Raw genomic sequence first — 23,171 nt, 5'->3', positions numbered from 1 at the left:
CAATTGAATCAGGGCTTGATAATGCAAAAACTCATTAACTCAGTGCAAAACTACGCCTGGGGAAGTAAAACTGCGTTAACGGATCTCTACGGTATCGCGAACCCGAACAACCTGCCGATGGCAGAACTGTGGATGGGCGCGCACCCGAAGAGCAGCTCAAAAATTGAAGACGCCAACGGCCAGGTACGCAGCCTGCGCGACGTGATTGATGCCGATAAAGCCGCGCTGCTGGGTGACAAGGTCGCTCGCCGCTTCGGCGAACTGCCGTTCCTGTTTAAGGTGCTGTGCGCCGACCAGCCGCTCTCCATCCAGGTTCACCCGAACAAGCAAGCCTCTGAAATCGGCTTTGCGAAAGAGAACGCGGCGGGTATCCCGTTAGACGCCGCCGAGCGTAACTACAAAGATCCCAACCACAAGCCGGAGCTGGTGTTCGCGCTGACGCCGTTCCTGGCGATGAACGCGTTCCGCGAGTTTTCGGAGATCATTTCTCTGCTGCAACCGGTCGCGGGTGCCAACAAGGCTATCGCCCACTTCCTCGAAAACCCGAACGCCGACGCGCTGAGCCAGCTGTTTGCCAACCTGCTGAATATGCAGGGTGAAGAGAAATCCCACGCGCTGGCGGTGCTGAAAGCCGCCCTGGACAGCCAGCAAGGTGAACCGTGGGAGACTATTCGTCTGATTTCCGAATTCTACCCGGACGACAGCGGCCTGTTCTCCCCTCTGCTGCTGAACGTGGTGAAGCTGAACCCGGGCGAGGCAATGTTCCTGTTCGCGGAAACCCCGCACGCCTACCTGCAGGGCGTGGCGCTGGAGGTGATGGCCAACTCCGATAACGTGCTGCGCGCGGGCCTGACGCCGAAATACATCGACATTCCTGAGCTGGTTGCCAACGTGAAGTTCGTGGCGAAACCTGCCGCGGAGCTGCTGACGCAGCCGGTGAAAAACGGCGCAGAGCTGGACTTCCCGATCCCGGTTGAGGATTTTGCCTTCTCCCTGCACGACCTGAGCAGCGCCGAAACGTCGGTGGCTCAGGAGAGCGCGGCGATTCTGTTCTGCGTTGAAGGCGAAGCGACGCTGCGCAAAGGCGAACAGCGTCTGGTGCTTAAGCCCGGAGAGTCAGCATTCGTTGCAGCCAATGAGTCCCCGGTCAGCGTGAGCGGCACCGGTCGCCTCGCGCGCGTTTTCAATAAGCTATACCCTAAATAATTCGAGTTGCATGAAGGCGGCGACGCAGCGAATCCCCAGGAGCGTACATAAGTACGTGACTGGGGTGAGCGAGGAAAGCCAACGCACAGGCAACTTGAAGTATGACGGGTATTAGGGACTTACTGATTTTTTTAACAACTCTTGCTAAGCTAGTTGCAGGCTTAATATCTCCAGGCGGTTTTTACCGCCTGGTTTCATTTTAGGGATAGTCGCAATGAAAAAATCGGTCGTAGCGGTTGGAGTGATTGTAGCGTTAGGCGTGGTCTGGACGGGTGCCTCCTGGTTTACCGGGAAACAGCTGGAAGGCCGTCTGGCTGAAATGGTGGCGCAGGCTAACGGAGAGATTAAGCGCAGCGCGCCGGAAGCAGGTCTGGAACTGAGCTACCAGAACTATCACCGCGGTGTGTTTACCAGCCGTATGCAGCTGGTGGTGAAGCCAGTTGCCGGTGCTGAAAACGGCTGGCTGAAACCGGGCCAGAGCGTGGTGCTGGACGAGGTGGTGAGCCACGGTCCGCTGCCGCTGGCGCAGCTGAAGTCCTTTAACCTGATCCCGTCGATGGCGTCCGTTCATACCGTGCTGGTGAATAACGACGTCACCAAACCGCTGTTTGACCTGGCAAAGAATGAATCGCCTTTCGACATTAATACCCGAATTAGCTATGCCGGTGACACCCGTTCCGATATTGCGCTGAAAGCGCTGAACTACGAGAAAGAGAATGAAAAAGTCGCCTTCAGCGGCGGCCACTTCAAACTCGATGCTGACCGCGACGGAAACGTGTTCTCCCTGACGGGTGAAGCGGAGAGCGGCCTGGTCAATGCCGTGAACGAATATAACCAAAAAGTTCAGCTCACCTTCAGCAACCTGAAAGCCGACGGCAACAGCCGAATGACCGATTTCCAGGAGCGTATTGGCGATCAAAAACTGTCTCTCGATAAAGTCGCCATTGCGGTTGAAGGGAAAGAGATGGCCGTGCTGGAAGGCATGGACGTCAACGGCAAATCCGACGTTTCCAAAGACGGTAAGAGCATCAATACCCAGCTGGATTACACGCTGAAGAGCCTGAAAGTACAGAATCAGGATCTGGGCACCGGCAAACTGTCGCTGAAGATCGGCAATATCGACGGCCAGGCGTGGCACGAGTTTAGCCAGAAATACAGTAAAGAGAGCCAGGCGCTGCTGACCGATACCGCGCTGCAGCAGAACCCGGAAGTGTACCAGCAGCAGGCGATGGCGGTGCTGTTCAACAACCTGCCAATCCTGCTGAAAGGCGAGCCGGTGATAACCGTTGCTCCGCTGAGCTGGAAAAACAGCAAAGGCGAAACCAGCTTCAACCTGTCTCTGTTCCTGAAAGATCCGGCCACTGCAACGGGTGAACCGCAGACGCTGGCGCAGGAAGTGGATCGCAGCGTGAAGTCGCTCGACAGCAAGCTGACCATCCCGATGGATATGGCGACCGAGTTTATGACCCAGATTGCGAAGCTGGAAGGCTACGGCGATGAAGATGCCGGCAAGCTGGCGAACCAGCAGGTGAAAGGTCTGGCGGCCATGGGCCAGATGTTCCGCATCACCAAAGTGGAAAACAACACGATTTCCACCAGCCTGCAGTACGCCAACGGCCAGGTCACGCTTAACGGCGACAAAATGCCGCTGGAAGACTTCGTCGGTATGTTTGGTATGCCTGCTCTGGGGATGCCGGAACCGGCTGAACCGGCAGCGCCAGCCGAACCGGCGGCACCGCAGCAGTAAACGTCAAAACCCCTCGCATGAGGGGTTTTTTATTGCCGGGTCGCGGCGACGCTTACCCGGCCTACAATCGACCTTGTAGGCCCGTGCAAGCGCAGCGCCGCCGGGCGATGTGCAGCGGAGATTATTTCACCGTCACCAGCCGCGCTGCCACAATCTGGTGCCCGGCCTGCACATCCGCATTGTCGATGCGCTGCATGATCCTGTCCGCCAGGGTATAACCCATCTCCCGCGCTGGGGTGGTGGCCCAGACGATCGGCAGATCGTCGAGGGCGTTTTCCCCGACGTCGGCGAACGCCCCCAGCGCCACCTGGTGGCCGAAGAAGGTTTCCACCCCGCCCTCGCCGCTCTGACGCCCGGCGCGGATCAGGCCAAACCAGGCGCCCATAGCGATCACATCGTTATAGCAAATCACGGCGCTGATCGTCGGGCTGCTTCGCAGCAGCGCGCCTATCGCTTCCGCCGCCATCTTCTGGCTGGATTCACACTCCACGACCCACTCGCTGTGGAACGGCAGGCCGTATTTAATCAGCGTCGCGCAGTAGCCGCCTACCCGCTCGGCGCGGGTCAGGGACGAGCTTTTACCACCCAGCCAGGCAATACGCTGATGCCCGCGACGAATAAGATGCTCGGTCAACATTTGCGCGGCCTGCATGTTATCCGGGCGCAGCGTATCGGCTTCGTCGAGGTAGCTGGCGCGCGAGGCAAACACCAGCGGCACGCCTTTTTCGGCGGCGCGCTCGCACAGTTCGCTGCCCACGCCCGATGCCCCGGCGACGATCACCCCGTCCACACCCTGATTCAGCAGCATATCGAGCCGGGAAAGCAGCTGATCGGCCTCGCGACCGCCGTGAAGCAGAAAGACCATCCGCCCCTGCGCTTCAAGCGCTTCGGTTAACCCTGCGGTCAGCTCCGCATAGAAAGGTGATGTCAGATCGCGAACAATCAGGCCAATCACACCGCTTTGCCCGCCGCGCAGCGCCGACGCCTGACGGTTACGCACAAAGCCCAGCTGTTCAACCGCCTCGTTCACCCGCTGACCGGTGGCAGGAGAGATGCGCCCCTTCCCACTTAGCACCAGAGAAACGGTGCTGACGGAAACACCCGCCGCAAGCGCGACATCGTTGATGGTGATTTTTTTCGCTACAGCCATGTGTCGGCGTGACTCCCTGAAATGAGATCGGTAAAACGTTTTATCAATACGTTATCTTTATACTACCAGTCAAAGCCTGAGAATGTGATTTAGCGCGCACTAAACTTTGATAAAACGTTTTATCTTCTCGCAGCATTGAAGCAGACAAACTGATTTTAACAATAAAGGAGTCGTTTTATGACGGCGAAAGCAGCACAAAAAATATCGCTGTGGGAATTTTTCCAGCAACTGGGTAAAACCTTTATGCTGCCCGTGGCACTCCTCTCGTTCTGCGGGATCATGCTCGGGATCGGCAGCTCGCTCAGCAGTAAAGACGTCATCACGTTGATCCCGTTCCTCGGTACTCCCGTGCTGCAGGCCATCTTTATCTGGATGAGTAAAGTCGGCTCCTTTGCGTTTAGCTTCCTGCCCGTCATGTTCTGTATCGCTATCCCGCTGGGCCTGGCGCGCGAAAATAAAGGCGTCGCGGCGTTTGCCGGTTTTGTGGGTTACGCGGTGATGAACCTCGCGGTTAACTTCTGGCTGACCGCGAAAGGCATACTGCCGACCACCGACGCTGCCGTGCTGAAGGCCAACAACATTCAGAGCGTGATTGGCATCCAGTCTATTGATACCGGGATCCTCGGGGCGGTGATCGCGGGTGTGATTATCTGGATGCTGCACGAGCGCTTCCACAATATCCGTCTGCCGGATGCCCTGGCCTTCTTCGGCGGCACCCGCTTCGTGCCGATTATCACCCTGGTGGTGATGGGCCTGTTTGGTCTGATCATTCCGCTGATCTGGCCGGTCTTTGCGCTGGGCATCAACGGCATTGGCCGCATCATCAACGGCGCGGGAGATTTCGGTCCGATGATCTTCGGCACCGGCGAGCGTCTGCTCCTGCCGTTTGGCCTGCAGCACATCCTGGTGGCCCTGATTCGCTTCACCGAAGCGGGCGGGACGATGGAGGTGTGCGGCCACGACGTGAGCGGTGCGTTGACCATCTTCCAGGCGCAGCTGAGCTGCCCGACCACCCACGGCTTCTCCGAAAGCGCCACCCGCTTCCTGTCTCAGGGTAAAATGCCTGCCTTCCTCGGCGGCCTGCCGGGTGCCGCGCTGGCGATGTACCACTGCGCACGCCCGGAAAACCGTCATAAAATTAAAGGGCTGCTGATTTCCGGCGTGATCGCCTGCGTCGTAGGTGGTACCACCGAGCCAATCGAGTTCCTGTTCCTGTTCGTTGCGCCGGTGCTGTATCTGATTCACGCTGTGCTGACCGGTCTGGGCTTTACCGTGATGGCGGTGCTGGGCGTCACTATCGGTAACACCGACGGCAACGTCATCGACTTCGTGGTCTTCGGCATCCTGCACGGCCTCTCCACCAAGTGGTATCTGGTCCCGGTCGTGGCGGCAATCTGGTTCGTGGTGTACTACGGGATCTTCCGCTTCGCCATCACCCGCTTTAACCTGAAAACGCCAGGCCGCGATACCGATACGGCCACCAGCGTGGAACAGGCGGTTGCCGGTACCGTGGGCAAATCCGGCTACAACACCCCTGCCATTCTGGCGGCGCTGGGCGGTGCGGATAACATTACCTCGCTGGATAACTGCATTACCCGCCTGCGTTTGTCGGTGGCGGATATGTCAAAAGTGGATACCAACGCCCTGAAAGCCAACCGGGCCATTGGCGTGGTACAGTTAAATCAGCACAATTTGCAGGTGGTTATCGGCCCGCAGGTACAGTCGGTGAAGGATGAGCTGGCCACCCTGATGCGAACAGTAGAAGCCTGATGCCTCAGCCCCCTCTTATGAGGGGGTTTTACTTTAAGGATTAACGTCATGTTTGATTTTTCTACCGTCGTGGATCGACACGGCACCTGGTGTACGCAGTGGGACTACGTCGCCGACCGCTTTGGCGCAGCCGACCTGCTGCCCTTCACCATCTCGGATATGGATTTCGCCACCGCGCCCTGCATTACCGACGCGCTGCATCAGCGCATCAATCACGGCGTGTTGGGCTACAGCCGCTGGAAGAACGATGAGTTTCTCGCCGCCGTTGCGCACTGGTTCCAGCAGCGCTTTCACAGCAAGATTGAGACCGAATCGGTCGTTTATGGCCCTTCCGTTATCTACATGGTGTCAGAGCTGATTCGTCTCTGGTCAAACCCCGGCGACGGCGTGGTGGTACACACCCCGGCATACGATGCGTTTTACAAAGCCATTGAAGGCAATGCGCGTCATGTGGTGCCCGTAGAGATGGAAAAGCAGGCTGCAGGCTGGCAGGGAAACATGGCTGCGCTGGAAGCGGCCCTCGCGAAACCGGAAAACAAAATTTTACTGCTGTGCAGCCCGCAAAACCCGACCGGCAAGGTCTGGACGCGGGATGAGCTGACGCAGATGGCGGAACTGTGCGCACGCTATGACGTGGCGGTTATCAGCGATGAAATCCATATGGACATGGTGTGGGGAGAGCGTCGTCACACGCCGTGGAACGCGGTGGCGCGCGGCAAATGGGCGCTTCTCACCTCCGGCTCGAAAAGCTTTAATATTCCGGCGCTGACGGGCGCTTACGGCCTGATTGGCGATGAAGAGAGCCGTAACGGTTACCTCAGCGCGCTAAAAGGCCGGGACGGGCTCTCTTCCCCTTCCGTGCTGGCGCTGACGGCGCATATCGCCGCCTATCAGCAGGGGGAGCCGTGGCTGGATGCCCTGCGGGGTTATCTCGAAGATAATTTGTTGTATATCGCGCAGGAAGTAAACCGCGCTTTTCCGAAACTGAACTGGCAGCCGCCCGAAGCGACCTATCTGGCCTGGATCGATCTGCGCCCGCTGAACATTGACGATCGGACGCTGCAAAAAGTGCTGATCGAGCAGCAAAAGGTCGCCATCATGCCGGGATATACCTACGGCAAAGAAGGAAATGGCTTTGTTCGCCTGAATGCGGGCTGCCCGCGCAGCAAGCTGGAACAAGGTGTGCAACGCCTCATTGCCGGGATTAACACGCTCCTGTAATCAATTTGCGCAACGGAATATTCCCTTGCGCAAATAGCTTTTTACCCCGTTTTGTTTTTATAATATGGCGCACTTTAACCAGAAAAGAGTGCGACCATGATTGATACACGCCTGCCTTTAACTGATATTCATCGTCACCTTGACGGTAACATTCGTGCCCAAACCATCCTCGATCTTGGCCGCCAGTTCAATTTAACGCTTCCTGCTCAGACCCTTGAGTCCTTGATCCCTCACGTACAGGTGACCTCTAATGAACCGGACCTGGTCAGCTTCCTGAGCAAACTCGACTGGGGCGTGAAGATGCTGGCGTCGCTGGATGCCTGCCGCCGCGTGGCGTTTGAGAACATCGAAGATGCAGCCCGCAACGGCCTGCACTACGTCGAGCTGCGCTTCTCGCCGGGCTATATGGCGATGACCCACAACCTGCCCGTTGCAGGCGTGGTGGAAGCCGTCATTGAAGGTGTGCGCGAAGGGTGTAAAACCTTCGACGTTCAGGCTCGGCTGATCGGCATCATGAGCCGTACGTTCGGTGAAGCCGCCTGCCTGCAGGAGCTGGAAGCGCTGCTGGCCCATCGCGATGCCATCACCGCCGTCGACCTCGCCGGCGACGAGCTGGGCTTCCCGGGCAGCCTGTTCCTCTCCCACTTCAACCGCGCGCGCGATGCCGGCTGGCACATTACCGTGCATGCGGGTGAAGCGGCAGGCCCGGAAAGCATCTGGCAGGCCATCCGCGAGCTGGGCGCCGAGCGTATCGGTCACGGCGTGAAGGCGGTCGAAGATCGCGCCCTGATGGATTTCCTGGCGGAGCAGCGTATCGGGATTGAGTCGTGCCTGACGTCTAACATTCAGACCAGCACCGTGGCGACGCTGGCGCATCACCCGCTAAAAACGTTCCTCGAGCACGGCGTGCTGGCCTCGCTGAACACTGACGACCCGGCGGTTCAGGGCGTGGATATTATCCACGAGTACAACATCGCCGCACCGCAGGCGGGTCTGAGCCGCGAGCAGATCCGTCAGGCGCAGATCAACGGGCTGGAAATTGCCTTCCTGACGCCTGCTGAGAAGCAGGCGCTGAAAGATAAAGTGGCTCGCGGTTAACACCGTTGCCGGGTGGCGCTGACGCTTACCCGGCCTACAACATATTAAAAAATTATGCCAGACAGAGCGTCGCGCGATGTTTGGCAGATTCGATGCCCAACTCAATCAGCTCCATAATCTGAATCGCCTGGCTGGCCGGAACCGGATTCTCTCCCGTGCCGTTCAGCGCATCGCGGATAGCGGCATAATACGCCGGATAATTCCCCGGTATCGTCAGCAAGGTCTCCTCGACCAGCTCCTCGCCTTCGACCCGCGTTACCACGCCGTCGCGCATATCATAGCCCCAGTCTTCCTGCGGCAGACGTTCACCGTTTTTAAGCCTGTCTTCCTGCGGATCGAGACCAAACTTCACGTAGCTCCCGCGCGTACCGTGAATGATATAGCGGGCCGATTCTGCGGCCGCGACCATCGTGCCGTGCAGCACAATCCGCCGCTGCGGGTAACTGAGCACCGCGTGGAAGTAATCGGTTGTCTGCGCGCCGGGCCTGAGCTGGGCGAGATCGACCGTCATGCTCACCGGCAGACCAAAAAGATTGACGACCTGATCCAGCAGATGCGGGGCTAAATCGTACCAGATGCCGCTGCCCGGACCGGCCTGTTCGCGCCAGCGGTTTCTCACCTGCGGACGAAAGCGGTCAAAGTGCGATTCAAAAAAGAGGATCTCCCCTAGCGTGCCTTCACTGAGAAGCCTTTTTACCGTCAGAAAGTCGCTGTCCCAGCGGCGGTTATGGAACACCGACAGCAGCCTGCCCAGACTCCTTGCCAGCGCATCCAGCTCGCGTGCCTGTGACAGCGTCACGGTGAAGGGCTTATCGACCACTACGTGCTTACCGGCCTCCAGCGCGGCCTTTGCCAGCGGAAAGTGGGTGTCGTTCGGTGTGGGGATGACGATTAAATCAATATTCGGATCGTTGAAAAGGTGTTTAGGTTCAGAGACAACCGGCACGGAAGGCCAGTCGACATGGACTTTAGCGGCATCGCTGCTGGATACCGCCGCCAGCACCATCCCCGGCGTCCCGGCTATCAGAGGCGCATGAAACGTTTTGCTCGCGTACCCGTAGCCGATAACCCCGACGCGGATATTATCACTCATAGTGCCATCCTCTTTTATGACGTTCTTATTTCACACTGGCTAACCTGGCATGAGCACAGATTAATAATGTGCCCTATGACTTAAAATAGCAGGTTGTACGGGTTGTTTTTGTTACATAGTATTAACCTACTGATTTTGTTTAAGGGAACCGTTCCCAAAGCGCTTGCCGTCAGGGAGACGTCACTGTAACATTTGCGCCCTGTCTTTATGGATAAAGTACAATTACGCATTATGACGTCAATTATTAATCGAATCATTGAATTAGCGGGATGGATTGTCCTTGGAGTTTCGGTCATTTTGCTGGGCGTCGCCAGCCATATCGATAACTACCAGCCGCCGGAGCCTGTCACCATCGCCCAACCTAAGTAACCGGTTACTGCAATAAAGAGTGACATAATATGTCAGTTTCGTATTGCCAGCCCTGGTGAACACGGTTAACCTTCTCTTCCAGGCATCGTCTGATGCCTGAATTTCAGCAAAGAAAACTCCTAATTTCGTCGCGTTACCTGAGTGGGCTGTTTACGTCTTTATTAATCCGTTTATTATTCGACCGAATTACCTTAACTGGTATTACTCACTTTTATATGGAAACTTATTAATATGACAGTTCAGGACTATTTATTAAAATTTCGCAAGATCAATTCGCTTGAGAGCCTGGAAAAACTGTTTGACCATCTGAACTACACCCTGTCGGATAATCAGGACATCATTAATATGTATCGCGCCGCAGACCATCGCCGCGCGGAGCTGGTTTCCGGTGGTCGTTTGTTCAACGTCGGTGAAGTGCCTAAGTCTGTATGGCGTTACGTTTTATAAGAAAGTAGCCATCCGCGCGAAATGTTATATACTCTCCGCCCTGCAAACTGGCTGTACAACATTTCGCGCAGATTATGGGAGAGTTCATGACCGCAACGCCTGGAGAACGCATTGGAGGCTGGTTAATCGCCCCACTGGCATGGCTGCTGGTTGCCTTATTAAGCGCATCGCTTGCGCTGCTGCTGTATACCACCGCACTGATTACCCCTCACGCCATCCAGACCCTGATGTCGCAAAGCGTGCTGAATATTGCTTTGTGGTTTGTGTCGTTCGTTTTCGCGATTGGAATGTGGTACTACACGCTGTGGCTGACCATCGCCTTCTTTAAGCGCCGCAAGAGTGTGCCTAAGCACTACATTATCTGGCTGCTGATTTCGGTCCTGCTGGCGGTGAAAGCGTTTGCCTTTTCGCCCGTATCAGACGCGCTGGCCGTTCGTCAGCTGCTATTCCCGTTGCTGGCTGCGGCGCTGCTGGTGCCCTATTTCAAACGTTCGACGCGGGTGAAAAACACCTTCGTGAACCCGTAATAACCCTACAGATAACCTGTTGTCGCCTGCGTCGGTTTGTCCGATAATAGGCGGCTTTTTTATTTCAGGCTAAATAATGACCGATTACTTACTGCTCTTTGTCGGCACCGTGCTGGTTAACAACTTCGTTCTGGTGAAGTTCCTTGGCCTGTGTCCGTTTATGGGCGTTTCCAAAAAGCTGGAAACAGCAATGGGTATGGGGCTGGCGACGACCTTCGTGATGACGCTGGCGTCCATCTGCGCGTGGTGGATCGATACCTGGATCCTCATCCCGCTGGGATTAACCTATCTTCGTACGCTGGCCTTTATTCTGGTTATCGCGGTGGTGGTGCAATTTACCGAAATGGTGGTGCGTAAAACCAGCCCGGCGCTTTATCGCCTGCTGGGTATCTTCCTGCCGCTGATCACCACCAACTGTGCGGTTCTCGGCGTAGCGCTGCTGAACATCAACCTTGGTCATAACTTTATGCAGTCGGCGCTGTATGGTTTCTCTGCGGCAGTCGGTTTCTCTCTGGTGATGGTGCTGTTCGCCTCCATTCGCGAGCGCCTGGCAGCAGCGGATATCCCTGCGCCCTTCCGCGGTAACGCGATTGCGCTGGTGACCGCAGGTTTAATGTCTCTGGCCTTTATGGGCTTTAGTGGTCTGGTGAAGTTGTAATGAATGCTATCTGGATTGCCATCGCCTCTATCAGCGTTCTGGGGTTGGTGTTTGGCCTTATCCTGGGCTACGCCTCCCGCCGTTTTGCGGTAGAGGACGATCCCGTTGTAGAAAAAATTGATGAGCTTCTGCCACAAAGCCAGTGCGGGCAGTGCGGCTACCCCGGCTGCCGCCCTTATGCCGAAGCGGTAGGGGTTCAGGGTGAAAAAATTAACCGCTGTGCGCCCGGCGGCGAAGCGGTGATGTTGAAAATTGCGGCCCTGCTTAACGTTGACCCGCAGCCTGTTGACGGCGATGCGGACGTGCAGGAGCCGGTTCGTGCGCTGGCCGTGATCGACGAAGCCAACTGTATCGGCTGCACCAAATGTATTCAGGCCTGCCCGGTTGACGCCATTGTGGGCGCAACCCGCGCCATGCACACCGTCGTGGCGGACCTCTGCACCGGCTGTAACCTCTGCGTGGCCCCCTGCCCGACGCAATGTATCGAGCTGCGCCCGGTTGAAACGACTACCGAAAGCTGGAAGTGGGATCTTCAAGCCATTCCGGTTCGCAATATTCCTGTGGAACAACATGCTTAAGTTATTTTCTGCTTTCAGAAAAGAGAAGATTTGGGACTTTGACGGCGGTATTCATCCACCGGAGATGAAAACCCAGTCTAACGGCACGCCGCTGCGTCAAATTCCGCTGGCGACCCGTTTCGTCATGCCGCTCAAGCAGCACATCGGCGCTGAGGGTGAGCTGTGCGTGAAAGAAGGCGATACGGTTCTTCGCGGTCAGCCGCTAACCTTTGGCCGCGGACGTATGCTGCCGGTGCACGCCCCCACCTCAGGTAAGGTGGTCGCCATTGCCCCTCATACGGTGGCTCATCCGTCCGCGCTCTCAGAGCTGAGCGTGATGATTGAAGCCGATGGCGAAGACCGCTGGATTGACCGTGACGGCTGGAGCGATTACCGCGCCCACAGCCGCGAAGCGCTTATCGAGCGCATTCATCAGTTCGGCGTTGCTGGTCTGGGTGGTGCAGGCTTCCCGACCGGTGTCAAACTCCGCGGCGGTGGCGATAACATTCAGACGTTGATTATTAACGCCGCCGAGTGCGAGCCGTATATCACCGCCGACGATCGTCTGATGCAGGACTGCGCCGCCCAGGTGGTGGAAGGTATCCGCATCCTCGCGCACATTCTGCAGCCGCGGGAAGTGCTGATCGGTATCGAAGACAATAAACCGCAGGCTATTTCAATGCTGCGCGCCGTGCTGGCGGGCAGTCACGATATTAGCCTGCGCGTTATCCCGACCAAGTACCCTTCCGGCGGCGCAAAACAGCTGACGCAAATTCTCACCGGCAAGCAGGTCCCGCATGGCGGACGCTCTTCGGATATCGGCGTGCTGATGCAAAACGTCGGCACCGCGTATGCCGTGAAGCGCGCGGTGATTGACGGCGAACCGTTAACCGAGCGCGTGGTGACGCTGACCGGGGAATCAATTTCTCGTCCGGGCAACGTCTGGGCGCGTCTGGGTACGCCGGTGCGTCATCTGCTGGAACAGGCTGAGTTTTGTCCGGGCAGCGACCAGATGGTGATCATGGGCGGCCCGCTGATGGGCTTTACCCTGCCGTGGCTGGACGTGCCGGTAGTGAAAATTACCAACTGCCTGCTCGCGCCTTCTCCGACCGAAATGGGCGAGGAGCAGGAAGAGAAAGGCTGCATCCGCTGCAGCGCCTGTGCCGACGCCTGCCCGGCGGATCTGCTGCCGCAGCAGCTGTACTGGTACAGCAAAGGCCAGCTGCACGACAAGGCAAAAGCCCATAACCTGGCCGACTGCATTGAATGCGGTGCCTGCGCCTGGGTATGCCCTAGCAACATTCCTCTGGTGCAGTATTTCCGCCAGGAGAAGGCTGAAATTTATGCCATCTCCATGGAAGAAAAACGCGCGGCAGAAGCCAAAGCGCGCTTCGAAGCGCGCCAGGCGCGACTGGAACGCGAAAAAATCGCCCGTCAGGAGCGCCATAAGCAGGCCGCCGTTCAGCCTGCCGAGAAAGATCAGGATGCGATTAACGCCGCACTGGCGCGCGTTCGCGAGAAAAAAGCCACTGCGGCGCAGCCTGTGGTGATCCCGGCTGGCGAGAAACCGGACAACAGCGAAGCGATTGCCGCGCGTGAAGCACGTAAGGCCGCAGCGCGCGCCCGCCAGGCTGAAAAAGCGCAAACGGTCCAGGCAGAGGCGGAGATCGACCCGCGTAAAGCCGCCGTTGAGGCAGCGATTGCCCGGGCCAAAGCCCGCAAAGCCGGTGAGCAAAATGTAGTGGTCGAGCAGGAAGCCGTCGACCCTCGCAAAGCGGCCGTCGAAGCGGCGATTGCCCGGGCTAAAGCGCGCAAAACGGCGCAGCAGACACAAACCGCAGAACCCGAAGCGCCGGTCGACCCGCGTAAAGCCGCCGTCGAAGCGGCGATTGCCCGCGCTAAAGCCCGTAAAGCGGCGCAGCAGGATGAGCAACCGCAGGCCGCCAACGATGACCCGCGCAAGGCCGCCGTCGCCGCCGCCATTGCGCGCGTTCAGGCGAAGAAAGCCGCACAGCAAGCAGTTAACGAGGATTAAATGGTTTTCAGAATCGCAAGCTCCCCTTACACCCACAATCAGCGCCAGACATCGCGCATCATGATGCTGGTCTGCCTGGCGGCGCTGCCGGGCATTGCCGTTCAGTGCTGGTTTTTCGGCTGGGGAACCCTGTTCCAGATAATCCTGGGCTGCGCCAGCGCCCTGGCGGCGGAAGCCCTTGTGCTTAAGCTGCGTAAGGCGGCTGTCTCCCGCATTCTTGCCGATAACTCCGCGCTGCTGACCGGCCTGCTGCTGGCCATCAGTATCCCACCGTTCGCCCCATGGTGGATGGTGGTCCTGGGTACCGTGTTTGCGGTGATCATTGCCAAACAGCTGTACGGCGGGCTCGGCCATAACCCGTTCAACCCGGCGATGATTGGCTACGTGGTGCTGCTGATCTCCTTCCCGGTACAGATGACCAGCTGGCTGCCTCCGCATGAGATTGCTGCCACGGTTCCGGGCTTTATGGATGCCCTGCACGTGATCTTTACCGGCCATACGGCGCTCGGTGCGGATATGAACGCGCTGCGCATGGGCGTGGACGGTATCAGCCAGGCGACGCCTCTCGATACCTTTAAAACATCCCTGCATGCCGGGCACAGCGTTGAGCAGATCATGAAGTCCGCGATCTACAGCGGCATGCTGGCGGGTGCAGGCTGGCAGTGGGTCAACCTGGCGTATCTGCTGGGCGGCCTGTTCCTGCTGCAGCAGAAAGCCATTCGCTGGCATATTCCGGTCAGCTTCCTCGTGACGCTGGCGGTTTGCGCCACGCTGGGCTGGGTCTTCTCGCCTGAATCACTGGCCAGCCCGCAGATGCATTTGCTCTCCGGCGCGACCATGCTGGGTGCCTTCTTTATCCTGACGGATCCGGTGACAGCGTCCACGACTAACCGTGGACGTCTGATCTTCGGCGCGCTGGCGGGCCTGCTGGTATGGCTTATCCGCAGCTTTGGCGGCTACCCGGACGGCGTGGCCTTTGCCGTCCTGCTTGCCAACATAACCGTTCCGCTCATCGACTATTACACGCGTCCACGCGTGTACGGTCATCGCTAAGGGTTTCGCCATGTTAAAAACGATGCAAAAACACGGCGTCACGCTGGCTGTCTTCGCCGCGGTCCTGACGGGGCTGACGGCACTGGTTAATGCGCTGACCAAAACGACCATCGAAGAACAGGCCTCGAAGCAGCAAAAGGCGCTGTTCGATCAGGTGATCCCGTCCGATTTCTACGATAATGACCTGCAAAAAAGCTGCTTTGTGGTAGACGCGCCGCAGCTTGGGAAAGGCCCGCACCGCCTCTTTATCGCCCGCAAAGGGGATAAACCGGTCGGCGCAGTGATGGAAGCGACGGCGCCTGACGGCTATTCCGGCGCCATTCAGCTGCTTGTGGGCAGCGATTTCTCCGGCACCATACTGGGCACCCGCGTGACGGAGCACCATGAGACGCCGGGTCTTGGCGATAAAATTGAAACCCGTCTGAGCGACTGGATTTTGCACTTTGCCGGTAAGGTGATCCATGGCGAAGGTGACACCGCGTTTGCAGTGAAGAAAGATGGCGGCGAATTCGACCAGTTCACCGGGGCGACCATCACCCCACGTGCGGTGGTGAATGCCGTAAAACGAGCCGGGCTGTATGCTGAAACGCTGCCCGCGCAAATCAACAATCTTCCGGCCTGTGAGGAGTAATCATGAGCCAGGTTAAAGAGGTTATTGTCCAGGGGTTGTGGAAGAACAACTCCGCGCTGGTACAGCTTCTGGGCATGTGCCCACTGCTGGCGGTAACGTCCACCGCCACCAACGCGCTCGGTCTGGGTCTGGCAACCACGCTGGTATTAACCCTGACCAACCTCTCCATCTCTGCCCTGCGCCGCTGGACGCCGTCGGAAATTCGTATTCCGATTTATGTCATGATCATTGCGTCGGTGGTCAGTATCGTTCAGATGCTGATTAACGCCTACGCGTTTGGCCTGTACCAGTCGCTCGGGATCTTTATTCCCCTTATCGTCACCAACTGTATCGTTGTCGGGCGCGCGGAAGCCTTCGCGGTGAAAAACAGCCCCGCCATGTCGGCGCTGGATGGGTTTTCCATTGGCATGGGTGCCACATGCGCCATGTTCGTGCTGGGCTCGCTGCGCGAGATCCTCGGTAACGGTACGCTGTTTGACGGCGCAGATGCGCTGCTCGGCGGCTGGGCCAAAGCGCTGCGTGTTGAAGTGTTCCACACCGATACGCCATTCCTGCTGGCAATGCTGCCGCCCGGCGCATTTATTGGCCTTGGCATGATGCTGGCGATAAAATACCTGATTGATGAAAAACGTAAGCGCCGCGCGGCTGAGCGCAGCGTTCTGGAAGGGACACCCGAGAAGGCTTCATGAATAAAGAAAAGCGCATTGCGATCCTGACCCGTCTGCGGGACGAGAACCCGCACCCGACGACGGAGCTGAATTTTACCTCCCCGTTTGAGCTGCTGATCGCGGTGTTGCTTTCTGCACAGGCGACCGACGTGAGCGTCAATAAAGCCACTGCCCTGCTCTATCCGGTCGCCAATACGCCGAAGGCCATGCTGGAGCTGGGCGTGGAAGGCGTGAAGTCGTATATCAAAACCATCGGCCTGTTTAACAGCAAAGCCGAGAACGTCATCAAGACCTGCCGGATCCTGCTGGAACAGCACGGAGGCGAAGTGCCGGAGGACCGCGCTGCGCTGGAAGCCTTACCGGGCGTGGGGCGTAAGACCGCAAACGTGGTGCTTAACACTGCGTTTGGCTGGCCCACTATCGCCGTGGATACGCATATATTTCGCGTGTCTAACCGGACCAACTTCGCGCCGGGCAAAAACGTCGAGCAGGTCGAAGAGAAGCTGCTGAAAGTGGTTCCGGCAGAATTTAAGGTGGATTGCCATCACTGGCTGATTCTGCACGGCCGATATACCTGTATTGCCCGCAAGCCTCGCTGCGGCTCCTGCATTATTGAAGATCTCTGCGAATACAAAGAAAAAGTGTATCCCTGATCACCTCAATCCCATACTAAAGGAAGGGCTATCGAATGCTCTTCTTTTGGCCGTTACTTGTCCGTCTTTCGCTTACTCTGACCTGTCACTTGTTCGGTTGTTTAACGCTCAAACAGGTTAATACTTTTTTCATAGCCAAAAATTTCTATACATCTGTGATCGCGATCACCCTGATAACTTCATGTTGAATTTTTGTTGTCAAAATCGGCCTAAACCCTTTGTCTGACAACATACTCACCTCCCACCACCGAAGATAAGACCAGCTATTTTTCAGAATATGGGCTATATCACTGCGTAAAGCGACAAATAGCAGAACATATCGCCAAAAGCCGATCCGGACCGGTCATTACCAGTCGAAAAAACTACCTTTACTCATCGTATGAAATTTAACGCTGAATAACATTTGCATGAACCGACGATTATACCACTCCAGATATATGTAACAGATTATTACAAACGTATTGCCAGATGGGGCAGGATAGTGAACATTACCCGCCGTTTCTCCTCCCAATATAACTATAAGGCGTATGGACTACGGCCATCACGCTATGAACACCCCCATTAATATGGGATGTAAAAAAAGAGGTATATGTGTCTACTGCAAACAATAAACCAACAGATGAAAGCGTGAGTCTTAACGCTTTTAAACAACCTAAAGCGTTCTATCTCATCTTCTCTATCGAGTTATGGGAGCGTTTTGGTTATTACGGCCTGCAAGGGATCATGGCGGTTTACCTGGTAAAACAGCTGGGTATGTCCGAAGCCGATTCCATCACGCTGTTCTCTTCCTTCAGTGCTCTGGTGTACGGTCTGGTCGCGATTGGCGGCTGGCTGGGCGATAAAGTCCTCGGGACTAAACGCGTCATCATGCTGGGCGCCATTGTCCTGGCGATTGGCTATGGTCTGGTTGCATGGTCAGGGCATGATGCCGCTGTCGTGTATATGGGTATGGCGACGATTGCCGTCGGTAATGGTCTGTTCAAAGCGAACCCGTCCTCTCTGCTTTCGACCTGCTACAACAAAGACGATCCGCGCCTGGACGGTGCATTTACCATGTACTACATGTCCATCAACATCGGTTCGTTCTTCTCTATGCTGGCAACTCCATGGCTCGCGGCGAAATTCGGCTGGAGCGTGGCATTTGCACTGAGCTTCGTGGGTATGTTGATCACCGTGGTGAACTTCCTGTTCTGCCGCAGCTGGGTCAAAGACTACGGTTCAAAACCTGACTTCGAGCCTGTGCATATGGGCAAACTGCTGGCCACCATCGTGGGCGTTGTTGTCCTCGCGGCCATCGCCACCTGGCTGTTGCACAACCAGGGTATCGCACGTGCCGTTCTGGGCGTGGTTGCGCTGGGTATCGTGGTCATCTTTGCAAAAGAAGCATTCGCCATGCAGGGTGCGGCCCGTCGCAAGATGATTGTGGCGTTCATTCTGATGCTGGAAGCGATTATCTTCTTCGTGCTGTACAGCCAGATGCCAACTTCACTGAACTTCTTCGCCATCCGTAACGTAGAGCACTCCATTCTGGGTATCGCGTTTGAACCTGAGCAGTTCCAGGCACTGAACCCGTTCTGGATCATGATTGGTTCCCCAATTCTGGCCGCTATCTATAACAAGATGGGTGACCGTCTGCCGATGCCGCACAAGTTTGCGCTGGGTATGGTGCTGTGTTCTGGTGCCTTCCTGGTACTGCCACTGGGTACCAAATTTGCGTCCGACGCAGGTATCGTTTCCGTTAACTGGCTGATCCTGAGCTACGCGCTGCAGTCTATCGGCGAGCTGATGATCTCCGGCCTGGGACTGGCCATGGTTGCGCAGCTGGTTCCTCAGCGTCTGATGGGCTTCATCATGGGTAGCTGGTTCCTGACCACTGCCGGTGCGGCAATCATCGCGGGTAAGATTGCTAACCTGATGGCTGTTCCGGAAAATGTAACCGATCCACTGCTTTCCCTGAACGTCTACGGTACCGTGTTCATGCAAATTGGTATCGCGACTGCGGTAATTGCCGCTCTGATGCTGCTGACAGCGCCGAAACTGAACCGTATGACTCAGGACGACGACAAGACCGCTAAAGCGACAAACACCGCTACCGCGTGATTTCCGTGAGAAACAACTGACCAGAAGCCGCTAATGCATTAGCGGCTTTTTTTTTATCCGTTTGCGCACTAACATAGCTGAAACCTCAGCAAAAAGGAGTTACCGATGAAACTGTTCTACAAACCGGGTGCGTGCTCTCTTGCTTCCCATATCACCCTGCGCGAGAGCGGCAAAGATTTCACGCTGGATGGCGTTGACCTGATGAAAAAACGTCTGGAAAACGGCGATGATTTTCTTGCCATCAACCCGAAAGGACAAGTTCCGGCGCTCTTGCTGGATGACGGTACTCTGCTGACCGAAGGCGTGGCGATTATGCAGTTCCTGGCCGATAGCGTACCCGATCGCCATCTGCTGGCGCCGGTCAGTACCATTTCGCGTTATAAGACGCTGGAATGGCTGAACTACATTGCCACCGAGCTGCACAAAGGCTTTACCCCTCTGTTCCGCCCGGATACGCCAGAGGAGTTCAAACCGACCCTGCGCGCCCTTCTTGAGAAAAAGCTGCAGTACGTTAACGCATCGCTGAAAGACGATCAGTGGATTGCGGGTCCGCGCTTCACGATTGCCGACGCATACCTGTTCACCGTGCTGCGCTGGGCGCGCGCGGTTAAGCTTAACCTGGAAGGGTTAGACCATATTGCAGCGTATATGAAACGCGTGGAAGAGCGTCCTGCGGTGGCTGCAGCGCTGAAAGCGGAAGGGTTGAATTAACCGAGCAGACTGTGTTGCCGGGTGGCGCTGACGCTTACCCGGCCTACGAATTCCGTAGGCCCGTGCAAGCGCAGCGCCGCCGGGCGGTGTTTAAAGCTGGGTTGCGCTGAAATAGTGCTCCGGCTTCGCGATACGATCCTGTGCCGCGACCACCTGCAGTTCATATTCCTGCATCTCTTTCGTCGCAATCATGATTTCGTACACCGCCGCAGTAACATGCTCGAGCGCGTCGCGCATTGTCGCCCCTTGCAGTAATTTCACCAGCAGCAGACCGCTGGTGACATCTCCGACCCCAACCGGCTGGCGCTGGCCAAAATCCACCAGCGGACGGCTGATATGCCAGGCGTCATCTTTCGTTACCAGCAGCATCTCAAAACGGTCCTGGCTCAGCCCTGCGCGCGCAAGATGTTTTACCAGCACAACGTCAGGCCCCAGCGCGATAAGCTCGCGGGACGCGCTTACGGCCTCTTCTACGCTGTTAACCGGACGCTCGCAGAGAATTTCGAGTTCGACCAGGTTTGGCGCAATGATATCGCTGGCGGGCAGCGCGTGGCGGACGTGAAACTCTGCAACGCCCGGCGCCACGATGCAGCCTTTCTCCGGATGGCCCATGACGGGGTCGCAGAAGTATTTTGCCGACGGGTTGGCGGCTTTCACCTGGCGCACGATACCGAGGATATGCTCCCCCTGCTCCGCTGAGCCGAGGTAACCGCTCAGCACGGCGTCACAGCGTTTGAGCTGGTCGATATCGGCAATACCCTGCACAACCTCAGTGAGGTGCGAAGGCGGCATCACGCAGCCGGTCCATTTGCCGTATTGCGTGTGGTTAGAGAATTGCACGGTATTAAGGGGCCAGACGTTGACGCCGAGGCGACGCATCGGGAATTCCGCGGCGCTATTGCCCGCGTGTCCAAAAACAACGTGGGACTGAATGGCGAGGATGTTCTTCATTTTTTTCTTACCAAACCCTGAAAAAACAAAAGGGGCGTGGTTTCCCACGCCCCTGAAGACTGTTAATTACTTCCAGCAGACAAGGCAGTAATTTTTCTTGCCGCGACGCAGCAGCGTGTAGCGACCATACAGACGATCGCCGTCAACGAAGGTGTATTCCGGGTCGGCCTGCTTCTCACCGTTGATGGTGATAGCGTTAGACGCGATGGTTTTACGCGCCTGACCGCGGGAAGGCTGGAGCTCGGAGTCCACCAGCGCCTGCATCAGGTCAGCCCCTTTTTCCATCTCAACCATCGGCACACCGTCCTGCGCCAGCTGTTCGAAGTCTGCTTCGCTCAAATCGCTCAGGGTACCGTTGAACAGGCTTGCGGTAATGCGTTTTGCCGCGGCCAGACCTTCTTCACCGTGAACCAGTTTGGTCACTTCGTCCGCCAGCACGTACTGAGCGCGCGGTGCTTTACCGCTGTTCTTGTCTTCTTCTTCCAGCGCGTTGATCTCTTCAATGTCCATAAAGGTGAAGAACTTCAGGAAGCGGTAAACATCGGCATCCGCCGTGTTGATCCAGAACTGGTAGAACTTGTACGGGCTGGTTTTCTTCGGATCGAGCCACACCGCGCCGCCTTCGGTTTTACCAAATTTGGTGCCGTCGGCTTTGGTGATCAGCGGAACGGTCAGACCAAAGACCTGATTCTGGTGCAGGCGACGGGTCAGGTCGATACCGGAGGTGATGTTACCCCACTGATCGGAACCGCCAATCTGCAGGGAAACGCCGTGCAGTTTGTTCAGGCAGGCAAAGTCATACCCCTGCAGCAGGTTGTAGGAGAACTCGGTAAAGGAGATACCCTGGTCGTCGCGGTTCAGACGCTGCTTCACGGCCTCTTTGTTAATCATCTGGTTAACAGAGAAGTGCTTGCCGATATCACGCAGGAAGGTCAGCACGTTCATGCTGCCAAACCAGTCGTAGTTGTTCGCGGCAATGGCGGCATTATCACCACAGTTGAAGTCGAGGAACGGTGCAACCTGTTTGCGGATCTTATCTACCCACTCCTGCACGGTATCTTCGGTATTCAGTTTACGCTCAGCGGCTTTAAAGCTTGGGTCACCAATCAGACCGGTCGCGCCACCCACCAGGGCAACAGGCTTATGGCCCGCCATCTGGAAGCGTTTCAGGCATAACAATGGAACAAGATGCCCCAAATGCAAGCTGTCAGCGGTGGGATCGAAGCCGCAATAGAGCGCGATCGGGCCTTGCGCCAGTCGCTCTGCTAACGCTTCCTCGTCCGTCACCTGGGCCACGAGGCCCCGCTCTTGCAATTGTTTAATCAAGTTACTGCTTGCCATCAAATTCTCCATGTATAAACGACTGCACCTTTGCCGGTACACGACTTTTCGCCTGATGCGAAAGGACCATAGAATAAAGCGCAAGCGCGGTGTGCGCTAGCGCTTAAATCAACAAATTTCGGGGATTACGGTGCCAGTCTGTCGATTTTCCAGCCGCCATTCTCGCGCTGGTATAAAAAGCGGTCGTGCAGGCGGTGTTCGCCCCCCTGCCAGAACTCCATCTGCTCAATCGGGATGCGGAAACCACCCCAGAAGCTTGGCAGGGGAATTTCACCCTGCTGGAACTTCTGCTTCAGCTCCAGGAATTTACTTTCCAGCACGCCGCGGGCGGAAATTCGGCTGGACTGTTTTGATACCCAGGCGCCAATCTGGCTGTCACGCGGGCGGCTGTGGAAATACTTCACCACTTCCAGCGTCGAGAGACGTTCCGCTTTGCCGGTAACCATCACCTGACGCTCCAGCATGTGCCACGGGAACAGCAGGCTGATGCGCGGATTATTTTCTAAATGGTGCGCTTTGCGACTGCCAAGGTTGGTATAGAACACCAGTCCTTTCTCGTCATAATGCTTGAGCAATACGATGCGCTGATACGGTTGACCGTTTTCATCTACCGTCGCGACAACCATGGCCGTTGGATCGGCGAGTTTCGCTTCGCAGGCCTGTTTCAGCCAGCGTTCAAAAAGCACGAGGGGTTCAGCGGGCAGATCCTGGCGACGCAGGCCGCCTTTGGTGTATTCACGGCGCAGATGCGCAATTTGCTGCAGTTCATCGTTATCTGACATGGCGTTAGCTGACATTGAGAGTGGGTGGCGCTATTGTGCGCCGCCCCTGTAAAAATCTCAACGCTTCGGGTTTTCGAGCTGGCAATTGTTCAGCACAATGCGGTCGCGTTTGTAGACCGTGGCGCTGTCGCCTTTCGACCAGAAGACGTAAATACCGTCGGAGTAACGTGCACCGGAGGCCGACATACCCTGTTTCAGCGTCAGCAATTTATTGTCGTAAACAAAGCTGGCCTCCTGACGTGGATTATTCAGCTTCACGGTCAACGGTTTTTCGTCGCAGCGATACTCCAGCGTATCGGTCTGCATGCGCTCAAGGAACTGGTTATAGACGCTGCATCCTGACAGCAACAAAGGGGCGGCAATAAGAAGAAGTTTTTTCATGGGCGTATTCCGAAGACTTTCC

At 56.6% G+C, this 23,171-nt stretch carries 23 protein-coding genes; 17 read left to right on the top strand and 6 right to left on the bottom strand.

What is annotated here, in order from left to right; all coding sequences use genetic code 11:
* The first annotated feature begins 21 nt into the window (after positions 1-21).
* Both manA and P349_RS19810 read left to right on the top strand, forming a co-directional pair.
* Positions 22-1,206 (top strand): mannose-6-phosphate isomerase, encoded by a 1,185-nt coding sequence (manA, locus tag P349_RS19805; protein ID WP_032651050.1) that lies wholly within the window; start codon positions 22-24, stop codon positions 1,204-1,206.
* Positions 1,207-1,420: 214 nt separating this feature from the next.
* Positions 1,421-2,953 carry a YdgA family protein gene (locus tag P349_RS19810; RefSeq protein WP_032651048.1) on the top strand — a complete coding sequence of 511 codons (1,533 nt, stop codon included), beginning with the start codon at positions 1,421-1,423 and terminating at the stop codon, positions 2,951-2,953.
* A 121-nt stretch (positions 2,954-3,074) separates the two neighbouring features.
* Here P349_RS19810 and P349_RS19815 read toward each other — a convergent pair whose 3' ends face one another.
* Positions 3,075-4,103: a Mal regulon transcriptional regulator MalI gene (locus P349_RS19815; protein ID WP_032651046.1), complete on the bottom strand. Its 1,029-nt coding sequence runs from the start codon at positions 4,101-4,103 to the stop codon at positions 3,075-3,077.
* Positions 4,104-4,280: 177 nt separating this feature from the next.
* On the opposite strand from P349_RS19815, the gene malX reads away from it, so the two are divergent.
* From malX to add, 3 genes are all read left to right on the top strand, one after another.
* Positions 4,281-5,873: a maltose/glucose-specific PTS transporter subunit IIBC gene (malX, locus tag P349_RS19820; protein WP_032651044.1), complete on the top strand. Its 1,593-nt coding sequence runs from the start codon at positions 4,281-4,283 to the stop codon at positions 5,871-5,873.
* 48 nt (positions 5,874-5,921) lie between these two features.
* Entirely contained in the window at positions 5,922-7,094 is a 1,173-nt protein-coding gene (locus P349_RS19825) for a MalY/PatB family protein (protein ID WP_032651043.1), read from the top strand.
* A gap of 96 nt (positions 7,095-7,190) precedes the next feature.
* Positions 7,191-8,192, top strand: a complete 1,002-nt coding sequence (gene add, locus P349_RS19830) for an adenosine deaminase (protein WP_032651041.1) — start codon at positions 7,191-7,193, stop codon at positions 8,190-8,192.
* 52 nt (positions 8,193-8,244) lie between these two features.
* On the opposite strand, the gene P349_RS19835 is transcribed toward add, so the two are convergent.
* The gene (locus tag P349_RS19835; protein WP_032651040.1) at positions 8,245-9,285 is read right to left on the bottom strand and encodes an oxidoreductase; all 1,041 of its coding nucleotides are present in this window, start codon (positions 9,283-9,285) and stop codon (positions 8,245-8,247) included.
* Between the two features lie 243 nt (positions 9,286-9,528).
* On the opposite strand from P349_RS19835, the gene blr reads away from it, so the two are divergent.
* From blr to gstA, 12 genes are all read left to right on the top strand, one after another.
* The gene (gene blr, locus P349_RS0124080) at positions 9,529-9,654 is read left to right on the top strand and encodes a division septum protein Blr (protein ID WP_169814161.1); all 126 of its coding nucleotides are present in this window, start codon (positions 9,529-9,531) and stop codon (positions 9,652-9,654) included.
* A 231-nt stretch (positions 9,655-9,885) separates the two neighbouring features.
* Entirely contained in the window at positions 9,886-10,101 is a 216-nt protein-coding gene (gene ydgT / locus P349_RS19840; RefSeq protein WP_013096896.1) for a transcription modulator YdgT, read from the top strand.
* An 86-nt stretch (positions 10,102-10,187) separates the two neighbouring features.
* Positions 10,188-10,628: a DUF2569 domain-containing protein gene (locus tag P349_RS19845; RefSeq protein WP_024909347.1), complete on the top strand. Its 441-nt coding sequence runs from the start codon at positions 10,188-10,190 to the stop codon at positions 10,626-10,628.
* A gap of 76 nt (positions 10,629-10,704) precedes the next feature.
* Positions 10,705-11,286 carry an electron transport complex subunit RsxA gene (rsxA, locus tag P349_RS19850; protein WP_008500564.1) on the top strand — a complete coding sequence of 194 codons (582 nt, stop codon included), beginning with the start codon at positions 10,705-10,707 and terminating at the stop codon, positions 11,284-11,286.
* Positions 11,286-11,864, top strand: a complete 579-nt coding sequence (gene rsxB / locus P349_RS19855; protein WP_032651039.1) for an electron transport complex subunit RsxB — start codon at positions 11,286-11,288, stop codon at positions 11,862-11,864. Before rsxA ends, rsxB begins: the two co-directional genes overlap by 1 nt.
* Complete coding sequence (gene rsxC, locus P349_RS19860) at positions 11,857-13,878, top strand: electron transport complex subunit RsxC (RefSeq protein ID WP_032651037.1); 2,022 nt, start codon at positions 11,857-11,859, stop codon at positions 13,876-13,878. The genes rsxB and rsxC overlap by 8 nt, the downstream gene beginning before the upstream one ends.
* The gene (gene rsxD / locus P349_RS19865; RefSeq protein ID WP_032651036.1) at positions 13,879-14,931 is read left to right on the top strand and encodes an electron transport complex subunit RsxD; all 1,053 of its coding nucleotides are present in this window, start codon (positions 13,879-13,881) and stop codon (positions 14,929-14,931) included. It abuts the gene before it with no gap.
* Positions 14,932-14,941: 10 nt separating this feature from the next.
* The gene (rsxG, locus tag P349_RS19870; protein ID WP_032651034.1) at positions 14,942-15,562 is read left to right on the top strand and encodes an electron transport complex subunit RsxG; all 621 of its coding nucleotides are present in this window, start codon (positions 14,942-14,944) and stop codon (positions 15,560-15,562) included.
* A 2-nt stretch (positions 15,563-15,564) separates the two neighbouring features.
* The gene (locus P349_RS19875) at positions 15,565-16,251 is read left to right on the top strand and encodes an electron transport complex subunit E (protein ID WP_023617347.1); all 687 of its coding nucleotides are present in this window, start codon (positions 15,565-15,567) and stop codon (positions 16,249-16,251) included.
* Positions 16,248-16,883 (top strand): endonuclease III, encoded by a 636-nt coding sequence (nth, locus tag P349_RS19880; RefSeq protein ID WP_008500570.1) that lies wholly within the window; start codon positions 16,248-16,250, stop codon positions 16,881-16,883. The genes P349_RS19875 and nth overlap by 4 nt, the downstream gene beginning before the upstream one ends.
* A 591-nt stretch (positions 16,884-17,474) precedes the next feature.
* Positions 17,475-18,983 (top strand): dipeptide/tripeptide permease DtpA, encoded by a 1,509-nt coding sequence (dtpA, locus tag P349_RS19885; RefSeq protein ID WP_024909352.1) that lies wholly within the window; start codon positions 17,475-17,477, stop codon positions 18,981-18,983.
* 105 nt (positions 18,984-19,088) lie between these two features.
* Positions 19,089-19,694 carry a glutathione transferase GstA gene (gene gstA / locus P349_RS19890; RefSeq protein WP_032651032.1) on the top strand — a complete coding sequence of 202 codons (606 nt, stop codon included), beginning with the start codon at positions 19,089-19,091 and terminating at the stop codon, positions 19,692-19,694.
* Between the two features lie 90 nt (positions 19,695-19,784).
* On the opposite strand, the gene pdxY is transcribed toward gstA, so the two are convergent.
* The 4 genes from pdxY to mliC form a co-directional block, all read right to left on the bottom strand.
* On the bottom strand, positions 19,785-20,645 hold the full coding sequence (pdxY, locus tag P349_RS19895) for a pyridoxal kinase PdxY (protein WP_024909354.1): 861 nt from the start codon (positions 20,643-20,645) through the stop codon (positions 19,785-19,787).
* Positions 20,646-20,711: 66 nt separating this feature from the next.
* Positions 20,712-21,986: a tyrosine--tRNA ligase gene (tyrS, locus tag P349_RS19900; protein ID WP_023335449.1), complete on the bottom strand. Its 1,275-nt coding sequence runs from the start codon at positions 21,984-21,986 to the stop codon at positions 20,712-20,714.
* 125 nt (positions 21,987-22,111) lie between these two features.
* Complete coding sequence (gene pdxH / locus P349_RS19905; RefSeq protein WP_024909355.1) at positions 22,112-22,768, bottom strand: pyridoxamine 5'-phosphate oxidase; 657 nt, start codon at positions 22,766-22,768, stop codon at positions 22,112-22,114.
* A 57-nt stretch (positions 22,769-22,825) separates the two neighbouring features.
* Complete coding sequence (mliC, locus tag P349_RS19910; protein WP_024909356.1) at positions 22,826-23,149, bottom strand: C-type lysozyme inhibitor; 324 nt, start codon at positions 23,147-23,149, stop codon at positions 22,826-22,828.
* Positions 23,150-23,171 lie beyond the last annotated feature (22 nt).

It is taken from the genome of Enterobacter sp. DC4 (assembly GCF_000568095.1).
Classification (GTDB): Bacteria; Pseudomonadota; Gammaproteobacteria; order Enterobacterales; family Enterobacteriaceae; genus Enterobacter; species Enterobacter pseudoroggenkampii.
Note: the sequence above shows the minus strand (reverse complement) of the source record. Positions and strands in the feature narration are given on the sequence as shown.